Genomic DNA, 12,870 nt, shown 5'->3' with positions numbered 1-12,870 from the left:
CGGACAAGCAATCGTTATTGCTTCGAGACGGCGTTCGCTACTCGATCGCGGGGCGGTGTTCCTCGGCGACCGCTTCGACCTCGGCCCATGCGATCGGCGGTTCCATCGCCTCGAGCGCCTCGTCAAGCGCGGTTAACTGGTCGTCGAACCGTTCGACCCACTCCGGTTCGGCACCTGCTGTGAGTTGTTCTCCGACGATCTCATGGCTGGTCTGAATCTCGTCGAGCCGGGGTTCGATCTCCGACGGCGGAGTACCACCTTCACGCTCGGCCCACGTTCGAAGCGCCGCCAGTTCTGCTCGGAGATCCGCGATCATCAACGACACGACACGGTGCCGAACCATCGCTGCGACCCACGTTTGTGCCGTCTCGCTCTCGGGGTCGCTGTCGTCGACAACGAGGGTCCCTGCGATGTCGTCGAGTTCGTCCACTGACTGCGCGAGCGCATCGAGGTCGGCGGTGAGTTCCTCGATGCGGCGATCGGCGTCGGTGAGCCACTCCTCGAACGAGTCGATCTCAAACTGAAAGTCATCGGCGGCACGTTGGATCTCGGTAGCAGCGCTCGTCACCCGTCTAATCCGTCGCGCAATTTCGTAGAGATCGCCGTCCTCCTTCATGCCGAGTACCTCCTGTATGACATCTCCGAGGTCGTCCGCTCTGTCCTCGATAGTAGTGAGACGTGCGTCGAAGTTGTCGATGCGTGCCGACACGAGGTCTAGGTCTGAGACCGGGGTGGCCGTCTCTCGTACGTTATCTAGCTTTTTGGCCGCGAGTTCTACTCGTGTCTCGGCGGTTGTCACCACCATCGAGGCGTTCGCGACTGCGTCGTCAACGGCCGCCCGGCGGATCGTCCCGTCCTGCGCAACGATCGCGAGCGTTTCGCGCACCTCGTCGGACTCTCTTTCCGTATTGACAACGATGTCCGCCGCCTTTTCGACGGACAGTCCGTCGAAATCCGGCGAGTCGCCGTCGGACTTCGGTTCAATCGGCCGATCATCGGCTGGTTCCTTCCGCATCCGTGTCACTCCGCGGATACCGTTTCCGACAGTACCTCGTCGAACAGCGCGACGACACGACGCTCGATTTCGTCGCGAATCTCGCGCACCTCCTCGAGCGGACGTTCGTGTGGATCGTCGAGCCCCCAATCGCGGTTCTCACCGTTCCACGTTGCCGGGCACACGTCTGCTGCCGAACAGCCCATTGTCACGACCAGATCTACCGCCTGTAGCTCCTCGGGTGTCACCTCTCGCGGCGTTCGGTCGCTGAGATCGATGTCTCGTTCACGCAGTGCCTCAACGACGACATCGTGAACGTGGTCTGCGGGCCGTGTCCCGCCGGTAATTATCTCGATCTGATCACTCGCTTCACGACGGTCGCGCTCGCGCTGGGCGAACGCCGTCGCCATCTGGCTCCGCCCTGCGTTTTGGACACAGACGAATGCGATTCGGTGGTCCGGTTGACCGCTGTGGTGGCTCACGACTCGGTATGTGGGAGGAATCACTAAAATCGTTACTTGGGACTGATAGTGAGTGCTATAGAGGGGTATGTTGAGGTAGTGGCTGAATTGGGGTTGTATCCGTCTGACTGAGCTTCGGAGGGTAACCCCTGCCGAGACGTACGCTTCGCCCGCAGCTTAAGTACGATACCGCGGCACCCGACGTATGGACTTCGCGTGGGACATCGACCGGGAAGGAGACGTGTCGCTGGTCCGGTGTCGCGTGCGCAACGACGCCGCCGTCCCGCGGCGCGTTCGGATCGAGAGCCGACTCGCCGCCCCCGTGCTCCCGCCTCGTCGTGGCGGTGTCCCGGAAGACGGGTGGGACGAGGCGGGCGTGACGCTGCGTCTCGACCCCGGCGAACGGCGGGCGATCGGCTTCGCGGCCCGCGTTTCGTCGACCGATCCGCCGGCCGACCCGCCGGTCGAGGTCGCCGAAGTGGAGGCGGTCGATCCGACGGATCAGCCGGGAGGGCCGGAATCGAGCGAGAGAGACGAAAAGACGGCGTCGGCGACGGCCGCCGCCCTCCGGCGACTGGGCGACCACCGCCCGCCCCGTGACGTGGTCACGGCCGAGGTGGACAGCGAGCGTGGGGCAGACCGGACGGACGAGCCGGATCTGAAAACCGAGTCCGGCGGTTCGGACCACGCCGTCGACGGTGCCGACGCGGCCGATATCGCCGACCCGGCCGGCGGTTCCGACGCCCCCGCGTCGCCGCCGGGAGAAGCGACGGGGTGGTTCGACGCAGTCGAAGCGCGACTGAACGCGGTCGAAGAACGGATCGATCGGGCAGAGCGGTTGACCGACGCGGACTTGGCGACCGCGACGGAGGCGGTCGCGGAGGCCGACGGCGCCGAGGGGATCACCGGACTCGACAAGCGCGTGGCCGCGGACGCGAACCGGCTCCGAGCGCTGAGCGAGCGCGCGGCGTCGCTCGCGGCGCGAGCGGAGGAGACCGACGCGCCGGTCGAGGCGCTGGAGCGGCTGGTGTGATCCTCGCGGTCGCCGGCGGCAAGGGCGGCGTCGGGAAGACGACGCTCGCGTACAACGTCGCCGCAGCGCTCGACGCGGTCGTCGTCGACGCCGACCTCGGGATGGCGGACCTGCCCGGCGGGCGCGGTCCGGACCTCCACGACGCGCTCGCCGGCGCGGCCGACCCGATCGAGACGTTGCGCGCGGGTCCGGTCGATATCGTCCCCTGCGGCCGGACCCTCGCCGGCGCGCGGGCGGCCGACCTTCGGCGGCTCGACGCCGCGGTGACGGCGATCGAGCGGGAGCGCGGTACCGTCGTCCTCGACTGTCCCGCGGGGCGGCGCGCGGACGCTGGCGTGCCGCTTGCGGTCGCGAACGCCTGCCTGCTCGTCGTGTCGCCGCGGGCGTTCGCGCTGGCCGACGCGATCCGGACCCGGGAACTCGCCCGCGAACTCGACGCCGGGCTCGTCGGCTGCGCGGTCAACCGGGTGACCGAGGACCCGCCGACCGAGGCGATCGCCGACGCGCTCGGCGCGCCCGCGTCGGTCGTCCCCGCCGACCCGCGGGTTGGGCGCTCGGTCACCGAGGAGCGACCGGTCGTCGGCGCCGCGCCCGACAGCGCCGCGGCGGAAGCGGTCCGGGAACTCGCGCGGCGGGTGCCCGACTGAGGGGGACCGAGCTGCCGATGCGCCGCGAAGTCGCGCCTTTTTACCGCTCCGGGACGGACCCGCGGACGATGCTCACGGTCGCCTTCCTCGTCGGCGCCGCCGTCCTGACGCTTCTCGCCGTCGAGATCGGTCCCCTGTACGTGGCCGACCGGTTCCGCGACCTCCGGGAGCCGACCGACGCCGAGCGCGGGCGCCTCGACTACCTCCGCGAGACGGCCGGACTCGACGTTGACCGGGTCGCGATCGAGCGACGCGGTGCGGGCGAAGTCGGCGGGAACGAACCGGGAGGTGACTCCGGGAGCGACGGCGTCGGTCCCGTCGAGGTCGCCGTCCGCGGCCCGCCACGGCGGCGCGTGCTGTTCCTCTCGGAGGCCGTGCTTGACGACGTGGCCGACGACGTGGCGATCGGCCTCTTCGCGGCCGAGGCCGGCCGCGTCGAGACGTACTACGGCGAGTTCCGCGCGGTCGCGATCGCGGCGGTGGTCGGCGTGTTGGCGGCGATCGTCACCGCGACGGTGCCGTTCGAGGCGGGGTTCGCGTCGCTCGTCGCGGTCGGGCTCGCGGCGTTCTGGGTCGGGCGGCGGGTCCAGTACGCGGCCGACGACCGCGCCGCGGACGCGGTCGGCGCGGACCGGGTCGCCGACGCGTTCGAGCGCGTCGCGGCGATCCGGGGCGTCGAGCCGGCGACCGGCGACTGGTCGACGTGGTTCGAGGTGCAGCCGCCGCTCGGCGACCGGATCGCTGCGTTGCGGGAGAGAGACGAGTCGGAGGCGGCGTCGTAGTTCCCCTTTCGGGGGGGTGCAGTGCTACTGCGTGCGCTCGGCGACGACCGCCGTCGCGTCGACGCTGACCTCGTAGCCGGGGAGGAAAAACGAGACGTTGAGACCGGATCCGCGATGACTGGCCACGAGCGCGTCCAGCGCGTCCAAGTCGACGTGATCATAGAGAAGGATTCCCTCCTCGTCGCCGAGGTCGATCGGGTCGACACCGGCGACGCCGGCGACGGCCTCGACGACGGCGTGGCTCGGCGACGGACCGTCCTCGTGTTCGACGCGAACCGCATCCGAGACGGACTCGTCATCCCGTGAGTTCGACGTTGCGCTGCTCATACTCGCCCTTGCGACGAATGCGTATATAAAGTCCCTCCCGTGCATATCGATATTGAAATTTTGCGGCCGAGCAAAACAGCTATGTCCGATCGATAGCCATGCGGTACCATGGCACTCGAACGCGCCGACGCGAGCATCGCCACCGGAGCCGACGGCGACGCGTTCGGGTTCTTCTCCGTGTGAGTCGCGCGCGGCGGATCCGCCCCGCGGCGGGGCGGTGAAACCGGGCGGATCGGCGGGCGTCGCGGCGACGGCGGCGGGACCACCCCGTTCGCTCGCCCCGCGACGGCGACGTGCCGGAACCGTTACCAACCAGCCAGACGCCTATACACACAACTCGAATGCGACTCCCGGAACGACAGCTCGCGGTCCTCGAGGCCGCGAGCGCGACGGACGAACGGACGATAGACGAGATCGCGGCGGAGACCGGGCTGAAGCCCGAGACGGTTACCGGCGCCGCCTTCGATCTCCGCGACGAGGAACTCCTGTCCGTCGTCGAGACGGCCGCCGAGACGCTCGGCCTCACCGACGAGGGCCGGCGGTACGTCGACGACGGGCTCCCCGAGACGCGGCTCCACCGCGCCGGGCTCGCGCTCGACGCCGACGAGGCCGCGGTCTCGATGGGACGGGTCATCGGCGAGGCCGACCTCGACGGCCCCGAGGTCGACATCGCGCTCTCGAACTTCGCGCGCAAGGGATTCGGGTCGATCGACTCGGGCGAGCTTCGGGTCGCCTCCGACGCCGATCCGGATTCCGACCCCGAGGCGGCCGCGCTCGCGGCGCTCGCCGACGGCGACGACCCCGCGGTCGACGACGTCGTGCTCGATCAGCTCGACTCCCGCGGGCTCGTCGACCGCGGCGAGTCGGTCACTCGGTCGGTGACGCTCACCGACGACGGCGTCGACGCGCTGATGGCGGGCGTCGAGACAACCGAGACGGTCGCGCAGGTCACCCCGGAGCTGCTCGCCAGCGGCGAGTGGCGCGACGTGGAGTTCTCCGAGTACAACGTCGAGGCGGACGCGCCCGCGGCGCGGGGCGGTCGGAAGCACGTCCTCCGCCGGACCGCGGACCGCGTGAAGGACGTGCTGGTCGGCATGGGCTTCCAGGAGATGGAGGGCCCCCACGCCGACAGCGACTTCTGGATCAACGACTGCCTGTTCATGCCGCAGGACCACCCGGCGCGGACCCACTGGGACCGGTTCGCGCTGGACGTGCCGCCGATGGAGGGGATCCCGGACGAGCTGATGGCCCGCGTCGAGGCCGCCCACCGCGACGGGTGGGGGATCGACGGCGACGGCTACCACTCGCCGTGGTCGCAGGAGTTCGCCCGCGAGGTCGCGCTCCGCGGTCACACCACCTCGCTGTCGATGCGGTACCTCTCGGGGATCGCGGGCGCCGAACTGGAGCCCCCGCAGCGCTACTTCTCCGTCGAGAAGGTGTACCGCAACGACACGCTGGACCCGACGCACCTGCTGGAGTTCTTCCAGATCGAGGGGTGGGTGATGGCCGAGGACCTCTCGGTGCGCGACCTGATGGGCACCTTCGAGGAGTTCTACCGGCAGTTCGGGATCACAGACATCCGCTTTAAGCCGCACTACAACCCGTACACGGAGCCCTCTTTCGAGCTGTTCGGAGAGCACCCCGAGACGGGCGAGGAGATCGAGATCGGGAACTCCGGCGTCTTCCGCGAGGAGGTCACCGGCCCGCTCGGCGTCGACTGCGACGTGATGGCGTGGGGGCTCGCCTTGGAGCGACTCGCGATGTTGACGACGGGCGCGGAGGACATCCGCGACCTCCACGGGACGTTGGCCGACATCGAGTTCCTGCGCGACGCGGAGGTGAGCTACTGATGCCCGTCGTCGACATCGACACCGACGAGCTGCGCGGATTGACGGGTCGCACCGACACGAGCGACGAGGAGTTCAAGCAGGACCTGTTCGGGCTCGGCTTGGAGTTCGAGGGCGAGACCGACGACGGCCTCCTCCAGTTCGAGTTCGCGCCCGACCGCCTCGACCGGCTCTCCGTCGAGGGCGTCGCGCGCTCGCTGCGCTACCACTACGGCGACGACCGCGGCGTCTACGTCCCCGAGACGAACGACCCCGAGTGGACCATCGAGGTCGACGAGTCGGTCCCCGACGAGCGCCCCTACGTGACGGGCGCCGTGGTCCGCGGCGTCGACCTCGACGAGGGCGCGCTCGACTCGCTGATCCAGCTGCAGGAGAAGCTCCACGCGACGATGGGGCGCGGCCGCGCGAAGGGCGCGATCGGGATCCACGACCTCGCGATGGTCAAGGGCGCACCGCTCCAGGAGGGCGCCGAGCCGTCGATCACCTACCGCGGCGTCGACCCCGACGGCGACACGTTCGTCCCGCTCGATTCGAACGACGAGCTGACGCCGAACGAGGTGCTCGCCGAGCACGACACGGGCCGGACGTACGCCGACCTCGTCGAGGACCTCGATCGCTACCCCGCGATCTACGACGAGCTCGGCCTCTTCTCGTTCCCGCCCGTCATCAACGGGAAGCGCACCGAGGTGACGACGGGCTCTCGCGAGCTGTTCGTCGAGCTCACCGGCACCGACCAGTGGACGATCGACCGGATGTGCAACATCATCTGTTACGCCCTGTCGGCCCGCGGCGCGACCATCGAGGAGGTCGAGGTGCACTACGCCGACGGCGCGACCCATCCGAGCGAGTACGGCGCAGAGCTGGTCCGCCCGAACCTCGACACCGACGAGAAGGCGGTGAGCCACGACCGGATCGAGACGCTGCTCGGCGTCGACTTCGAGCCCGAGGAGGTCGTCGACTGCTTCGAGCGCGCCGGCCTCGGCGCCTCCTACACCCTCGACGAGGACGTGACCTACGAGGTGGAGATTCCGCCGTACCGCGTCGACGTGCTCCATCCCCTCGACCTGGTCGACGACGTGGGGCGGGCGTACGGCTTCGACAACCTGGAGCCGCGCTACCCCGACGTGGGGACGGTCGGCGGGCGCCACGAGCGCTCCCGGCTGGAGGACGCGGTCCGGACGAGCCTCGTCGGGCTCGGCTTCGAGGACCTGCTCAACTTCCACATGACGAGCGGGACCGAGAACTACGACCGGATGAACATCGAGCCCGGCACCGGCGGCGCGGCGGTCGCCGACGACGAGGACGGCGTCTTCGGCGGCGGCGACCCCGTCGAGATCACGGAGCCGTACAGCGAGGAGTACACCCAGCTCCGCACGTGGGCGCTCCCGTCGCTGCTGATGCTGCTCGAACGCAACACCCACAACGCGTATCCCCAAGACGTCGCGGAGGTCGGCTTCGCGGCCGAGCGCGACGAGACCGAGGACACGAACGTCGCCGAGCGCCGCCACGTCGCCGGCGCGGTCGCCCGCCGCGACGCCTCCTACGAGGCCGCGAAAGGACGCTTACAGGCGGTCTGCGACGACTTCGGCGCGGAGGTGGAGACCCCGCGCACGGAGCACCCCTCCTTCATCGACGGCCGGACCGCAGCGGTCGTGATCGACGGCGAGGCGGTCGGCGTGATCGGCGAGGTCCACCCCGCCGTGCTCGTCGAACACGACCTCGAGGTGCCCGTCGCCGCCTTCGAGTTCCACCTCGACGCGTTACAGAACTAGGGAGTCGATCTCGGGGTTGCCGTCGGTCGTTTATACGGCGTTGATGACGGATCGACGGTGAACACCTCCAAAGCCCCAGCCGCGACGGCTCGGTGCGCTCGTTGCGGTCCTCAGTCGCTCGCGACGCTCGCTCGTTGCGGTCCTTACGTCGCGCGCCTTCGCCCTCGCGACTGCCCCTTTGAGTCCCACCCGCCCAGCACAGCCTCACGCCTCCCCAGCCTCGTCGGTCGCCCGTCGCTTCGCTCCGGGCGACCGACTCCCTCGTGCGGGCTGCTCGCGGGCCGATGGCCCGCTCGCAGGCGCACGCCACCACACTGCCGCGTTCTTTAAATATCGTATCGCTATCGACGACTCCTCCCGATCAGCCCTCGAATCCGTCTTCCCACCGGAACGTGCCGTTCCGCTGGACGACCTCGCCGTCGATCTCCAGCCGCGAGTCCTCGCTCACGTCGCTGATCATGTCGACGTGGACCGCGCTGTCGTTGCCCGACTCGCCCTCGGGCAGGCAGGCGTCGTAGGCGCGTCCCACGGCGAGGTGAATCGTGTCGCCCATCTTCTCGTCGAAGAGTATCGAGTCGGTGAACCGGTCGATACCGCGGTTCATCCCGATGCCGAGCTCGCCGAGCCGCCGGGCGCCCGCGTCGGTGTCGAGCACGCTCGCGAGCGCGTCCTCGCCGGCGCCCGCCGAGAAGTCGACGACTTCGCCGCCCTCGAAGACGAGGTGCACGTCCCGGACGCGCGTCGCGTCGATCGTCATCGGCACGTCGAAGAACGCCTCACCCTCGGTCCCGTAGGGCGCGGTGAACACCTCGCCTGACGGGAGGTTGTGGGAGTCGTACGCCACGGAGGCGGCGGAGTTGACCGCGGTGCGGCCTGCGATCGACATGGAAACGTCGGTGTCGGGGGCGTCGTCGCGCTCGGTGACGATCCGGACCTCGTCGCCGGCGTCGAGGGCGTCCTTCATCGCCGCCATCTCGTCGGCGAGCGCCTCCCAGTCCCGGAGCACGGCGTCGTAGACGAAGTCCTGGTACTCCTCGTAGGCCATCCCGGCCTGCTGGGCGAGCGAGCGCGTGGGATGGACCGTCGACACCCAGTCGGTGTCCATCCGCGCCTCGCGCACGCCTTGGCGGGCGGTCGCGTACGCCCGCCGGGTCTCGCTCGACACGTCCGCGGTCGCGGTGGTGTTGCGCCCGCCCCCGATCCGGAGGTAGGCGTCCGCGGCCTCGAACAGCGCGCGCTCGACGGCCGGGTCGTCGTCGAAAGCGCGGTCGCTCCGCTCGCTCCCCTTTAAATATGCCCGCGACATCTCCGCCGACCCGTACAGCGTCGTGACGTTCGCGCCGCGCTCGCCGAGCGCCTCGGCGACCGCGACGCCCAACTCGTGGGCGTCCTCGGCGACGCTCACGACCACGTCGTCGCCGGCCTCGACCCGCGCGCTCCAGTCGACGAGCACTGCCGCGTGTTCGCGTACGCGTTCGTCCATGCCGTGAGGTCCGCGTCTGCGGATAAAAGGGCTACCCGTCGGGGTCGACCCGGCCGTCGCCGTCGTCAGCGAAACCTGCCCCGGTGCCGACCGCTTATGTGCGCGCACACGCAGAGGTAGGACATGAACGAGGAGTCACCCGCGGACAGACGCTCTCCCGTCGGCGAGCCCGTCGTCCGGGCGGACCCGGAGGTCACGGGCGAGCGCGCCGCCGAGGCGGTGGGGTTCGACCCCGACGATCCGGAGAGCGTCGCCGAGGCGGCCGAGACGGTCGCCCGCTTCGCGGCCGGCGACGTCGGCGACGACGACCACGTGCTGATGCTCCGGGGAGCCGCCGCCTGCGCCGCGCTCGTCCGTGGCGTCGGCTCGTACAAGGCGGCCGCCGAGCGCGCGGGCGACGACGTGTCGGTGGCGTTCATCCGGAAGTGGGCCCGCGTCCACGACCTCCCGCAGGCGATCCGCAGGCAGGTCGCGAGCGGGCGGATCGCGCCGAGCGCGGCGAAACACGTCGCGCGGCTCGGCGGCACCGACCGCTACCTGCTGGCGTGGGCGACCATCGACGGCGACCTCACGGTCCGGGAGGTGCGCTCCGTCGCCTCCGCCGTCAACGACGGGAGCGACGTCGAGGCCGCGGTCCGCGAGGCGGGCGTCGAGCTCGGCCACGTCGGGATCCGGCTCCCGCTCGACGCCTACGTGGAGCTCAGGCGCCGCGCCTCGAACCGGAATATCGAGCCCGGCGACCTCGTCGCGGAGGCGCTCGACGACTACTTCGCCGAGTCCGATCCGGCGTAGCGCTCCGAGTCGGACGCGGAGTAGCCCGCCGCGAACCGCGCGACCGCCGCCGCGATCGCCTCCCGTCCGCGTTCCACTTCGTCCCACGCGATCGTCTCGTCCGGGTAGTGCGCCTCCGTGATCGTCCCGGGCCCGAGCAGGACCGTCGGGATCCCCGCCGCGACGTAGTGCCGGGAGTCCGCGCCGTAGGTCGCGCCCGTCGGCTCCGCGTCCGGGAGACCGGCCTCGACGAGCCCCGCTCTCGCCGCCTCCACGATCGGCTCGTCGACGGCGACCTCGCTCGCCTCGAACTGCACCGAGAACCGCTCGAACGTCGGCGGGTGTTCGCGGAGCCACGGGTCGTCGGCGACTACCTCCTCGAGCCGCGCGCGGAACGTCTCTTCGACCTCGTCGACTGTCTCGCCGGGCGCCACGCCGATCCGGAACTCGGCGGTCAGCGTCGCCGGCACCGTCGACGCCCACGAGCCGGCCTCGACCGTCCCGCACACGACCGGCCACGGAACCGGGAACTCGCCGTAGAGGGGATGCTCGACCGCCTCGCCGCGCTCCGTCTCCAGCTCCGCGAACGCCTCCCGGATCGCCTCGAACCGCGGGAGCACGTCCTCGCCGCGCCAGCGCGTGGCGGCGTGGGCGCTCCGGCCGGTCAGCTCTAACCGCGCCATCAGCGACCCCTCGCTGGCGACCACGGGGCGTAGCTCGGTCGGCTCCGCGACGATCGCGGCGTCGCGCTCGAAGGGGTACGGGTTCGCGAGCGCCGCGGTCGCGGCGCCGTACCCGCCGTCCTCCTCGCCGGCGACCGCCTCGACGACGACCCGGAGCCCCGCGTCCGGGAGGTCGAGCCGCCCGGCCTCGGCGGCCTCCCGCACGTCGAGCGCCGCGCCGACGCACGCCGCGACCCCCGACTTCATGTCCGCGGCGCCGCGAGCGGTGAGGGTCTCGTCGGCGTCGTCGTTCCCTTCGCCCTCACCACTCGGCTCGCCCTCGATCCCGCCCCACACCGGCTCGAACGGGTCGCTCGACCACTCCGCGGGCTCGGCCGGCACCACGTCGATGTGGCCGTTCAAGACGACCGCGGGGGTGTCGGTGTCACCTCCCGGATCGCCGCTGTCGGCTCCCTCGAGCGCGAGCACGCCCGCGACGCTCCGTCGCCCCGCCACGTCCGCCTCGTCGAGGTCGTTCGGGAAGGAGGGGTGGTCGGCGAGGAGTTCCGGGTCGGCGTCCCACGCGTACGTCTCGAAGCCGAGCGCGTCGAGTTCGCCCTCGACGAAGTCGGCGGCGGCCGCCTCCGCGCCGGCCGTCGAGGCGAACCGACAGAGGTCGGCGGCGAACGCGCGCATGTCGAAGTCCATGCGGTCGGCGACGGCGGCGCTCGGGGAAACCGTTTCGGGTCGAGTGAAATCCCCTCGCCGCAGGCGGTTTCTAAACGTTTATCCGTGGTCTCGCACTACTAGCTCGTGTCTGGGCCGGTAGCTCAGTTAGGGAGAGCGTCCGGCTTTTAACCGGACGGTCGGGGGTTCGAATCCCTCCCGGCCCGTGTCCTCGCGGCGAGCACTTCGCGAGCCGCAAGGCCGTCGATGAGGGAGGGTTCGAACCCTGCCAGAGGCAGCCCGCGAAGCGAAGCGAGCAGGAACCTCTGGCTTTGGTTCGAATCCCTCCCGGCCCGTGTCCTGTCGCGAGCATATCGCGAGCGACAGGTCTCGGAGTGGGATTCGAATCAGGGAGCGGGAGGTGAGCGAGCGTTGCGAGCGAACGGGAGCGACCGTGGTCCGAATCCCTCCCGACCCGCTGTACCGCCGCGATCAACGCCACGAGCCCCAGCGCCACGGCTCACGAACGTGAAAACCGGGGGAGAGAACGCGTGCTGCGTCGCCGGTTCGACGGCGACGCGTCGTGTCGGGTTCAGTACCCGAGCTGTTCGCGCACGAGGACGACCGTCGTCCGGCCCTCCTCGGTCTCGCGGCGGTAGATGAGCTGCTTGGCGATCGACGACTCGACGCCGTACGCCTCCTGTGCGCGCTCGTTCTCCAGCGGGTACGCGACCGACTCCAGCCGGTCGAGCGCGTCGTCGAGCGTCGGGACGACCTTGTTCGTGCCCGTGACGATGACCACGTTGCCGGCGGCGAACGGGTACGCCCCGATACGGCTGCCGGAGAGGTCGGCGGCGACGAGCTCGCCGGTCTGCGCGACTGCGTTGATACCGCCGAGGAAGTAGTCGGCCGTCTGCGACTCCCGTCGCGCGGTCTGCCGCTCGGCGTCGTCGTCGATGCTCCAGATCTCGTCGGGGAGGCTCTCCCACTCGTGGTCGCCCTCGCTGAGCAGGTCGTCGAACCCGATCTCTTCGAGCGTCGTGGAGTGCCCGTTCATCACGGAGACCCCTGCGGGGATCTGCGACTGGACCGTCTCCAACGCCTCGTCGGCGTCGTCGACGACGATCACGTCGAAGCCGCGGTCTTCGAGGTTCGCGACCGTCTCCTCGACGGTCGCGTCGTCGGCGACTTGGTCCAGCGTCTCGTCGATCTCGGTGTCGTCCGCGTAGTCCGCTTTCTGCTGTGGCATTGTAAGGGAAATCGAACGGGTCGCGCCGCGTCTTCGCGACGCACCCGTCTCGTGGATCGGTAGGAGGGGCGGACGACACTTAACGGCTCGCGAACACCCGTGTCGGGTGGTTACACCGGTGTTATCGTCGTGTCGACGAAGCGACCGCTACGCTTCGAACAACAAGTCGGGGACTA

12 protein-coding genes and 1 tRNA gene are annotated in these 12,870 nt (G+C 70.1%); 7 read left to right on the top strand and 6 right to left on the bottom strand.

The window, feature by feature from the left end; translation table 11 throughout:
* Nucleotides 1-37: 37 nt before the first annotated feature.
* The gene (locus ACP96_RS10850; protein WP_050033316.1) at nt 38-1,015 is read right to left on the bottom strand and encodes a halo transducer protein; all 978 of its coding nucleotides are present in this window, start codon (nt 1,013-1,015) and stop codon (nt 38-40) included.
* 5 nt (nt 1,016-1,020) lie between these two features.
* Nucleotides 1,021-1,443 (bottom strand): arsenate reductase/protein-tyrosine-phosphatase family protein, encoded by a 423-nt coding sequence (locus ACP96_RS10845; RefSeq protein WP_268762289.1) that lies wholly within the window; start codon nt 1,441-1,443, stop codon nt 1,021-1,023.
* Between the two features lie 217 nt (nt 1,444-1,660).
* Between ACP96_RS10845 and ACP96_RS10840 the strand changes: the two genes are divergently transcribed.
* From ACP96_RS10840 to ACP96_RS10830, 3 genes are all read left to right on the top strand, one after another.
* Nucleotides 1,661-2,488, top strand: a complete 828-nt coding sequence (locus ACP96_RS10840) for a DUF7857 domain-containing protein (RefSeq protein WP_050033315.1) — start codon at nt 1,661-1,663, stop codon at nt 2,486-2,488.
* Nucleotides 2,485-3,135 carry a MinD/ParA family ATP-binding protein gene (locus ACP96_RS10835; RefSeq protein WP_050033314.1) on the top strand — a complete coding sequence of 217 codons (651 nt, stop codon included), beginning with the start codon at nt 2,485-2,487 and terminating at the stop codon, nt 3,133-3,135. The genes ACP96_RS10840 and ACP96_RS10835 overlap by 4 nt, the downstream gene beginning before the upstream one ends.
* A 68-nt stretch (nt 3,136-3,203) precedes the next feature.
* Nucleotides 3,204-3,917, top strand: coding sequence for a hypothetical protein (locus ACP96_RS10830; protein ID WP_050033313.1), 714 nt, complete (start codon nt 3,204-3,206; stop codon nt 3,915-3,917).
* A 24-nt stretch (nt 3,918-3,941) separates the two neighbouring features.
* Here the strand turns inward: ACP96_RS10830 and ACP96_RS10825 are convergent, their stop codons facing one another.
* Nucleotides 3,942-4,244 (bottom strand): HalOD1 output domain-containing protein, encoded by a 303-nt coding sequence (locus tag ACP96_RS10825; protein WP_050024438.1) that lies wholly within the window; start codon nt 4,242-4,244, stop codon nt 3,942-3,944.
* Between the two features lie 341 nt (nt 4,245-4,585).
* Between ACP96_RS10825 and pheS the strand changes: the two genes are divergently transcribed.
* Both pheS and pheT read left to right on the top strand, forming a co-directional pair.
* Complete coding sequence (gene pheS / locus ACP96_RS10820; protein WP_050033312.1) at nt 4,586-6,094, top strand: phenylalanine--tRNA ligase subunit alpha; 1,509 nt, start codon at nt 4,586-4,588, stop codon at nt 6,092-6,094.
* On the top strand, nt 6,094-7,863 hold the full coding sequence (gene pheT / locus ACP96_RS10815; RefSeq protein ID WP_050024434.1) for a phenylalanine--tRNA ligase subunit beta: 1,770 nt from the start codon (nt 6,094-6,096) through the stop codon (nt 7,861-7,863). The genes pheS and pheT overlap by 1 nt, the downstream gene beginning before the upstream one ends.
* Before the next feature lie 361 nt (nt 7,864-8,224).
* Here pheT and ACP96_RS10810 read toward each other — a convergent pair whose 3' ends face one another.
* Nucleotides 8,225-9,346, bottom strand: coding sequence for an aminopeptidase (locus ACP96_RS10810; RefSeq protein WP_050033311.1), 1,122 nt, complete (start codon nt 9,344-9,346; stop codon nt 8,225-8,227).
* Between the two features lie 123 nt (nt 9,347-9,469).
* Between ACP96_RS10810 and ACP96_RS10805 the strand changes: the two genes are divergently transcribed.
* Nucleotides 9,470-10,138 (top strand): DUF7119 family protein, encoded by a 669-nt coding sequence (locus ACP96_RS10805; RefSeq protein WP_050033310.1) that lies wholly within the window; start codon nt 9,470-9,472, stop codon nt 10,136-10,138.
* Here ACP96_RS10805 and ACP96_RS10800 read toward each other — a convergent pair.
* A complete protein-coding gene (locus ACP96_RS10800) occupies nt 10,111-11,487 on the bottom strand; it encodes a M20/M25/M40 family metallo-hydrolase (protein ID WP_050033309.1) in 1,377 nt (458 codons plus the stop codon). The two genes, ACP96_RS10805 and ACP96_RS10800, sit on opposite strands and share 28 nt — an antisense overlap.
* Before the next feature lie 111 nt (nt 11,488-11,598).
* Between ACP96_RS10800 and ACP96_RS10795 the strand changes: the two genes are divergently transcribed.
* A tRNA-Lys gene (locus ACP96_RS10795) sits at nt 11,599-11,672 on the top strand.
* 365 nt (nt 11,673-12,037) lie between these two features.
* On the opposite strand, the gene ACP96_RS10790 is transcribed toward ACP96_RS10795, so the two are convergent.
* Entirely contained in the window at nt 12,038-12,694 is a 657-nt protein-coding gene (locus ACP96_RS10790) for a lactate utilization protein (RefSeq protein WP_050024433.1), read from the bottom strand.
* Between the last annotated feature and the right edge of the window lie 176 nt (nt 12,695-12,870).

It is taken from the genome of Halorubrum halophilum, from assembly GCF_000739595.1.
GTDB classification, from domain to species: domain Archaea; phylum Halobacteriota; class Halobacteria; order Halobacteriales; family Haloferacaceae; genus Halorubrum; species Halorubrum halophilum.
This window is presented reverse-complemented; position numbering and strand designations above follow the sequence as displayed.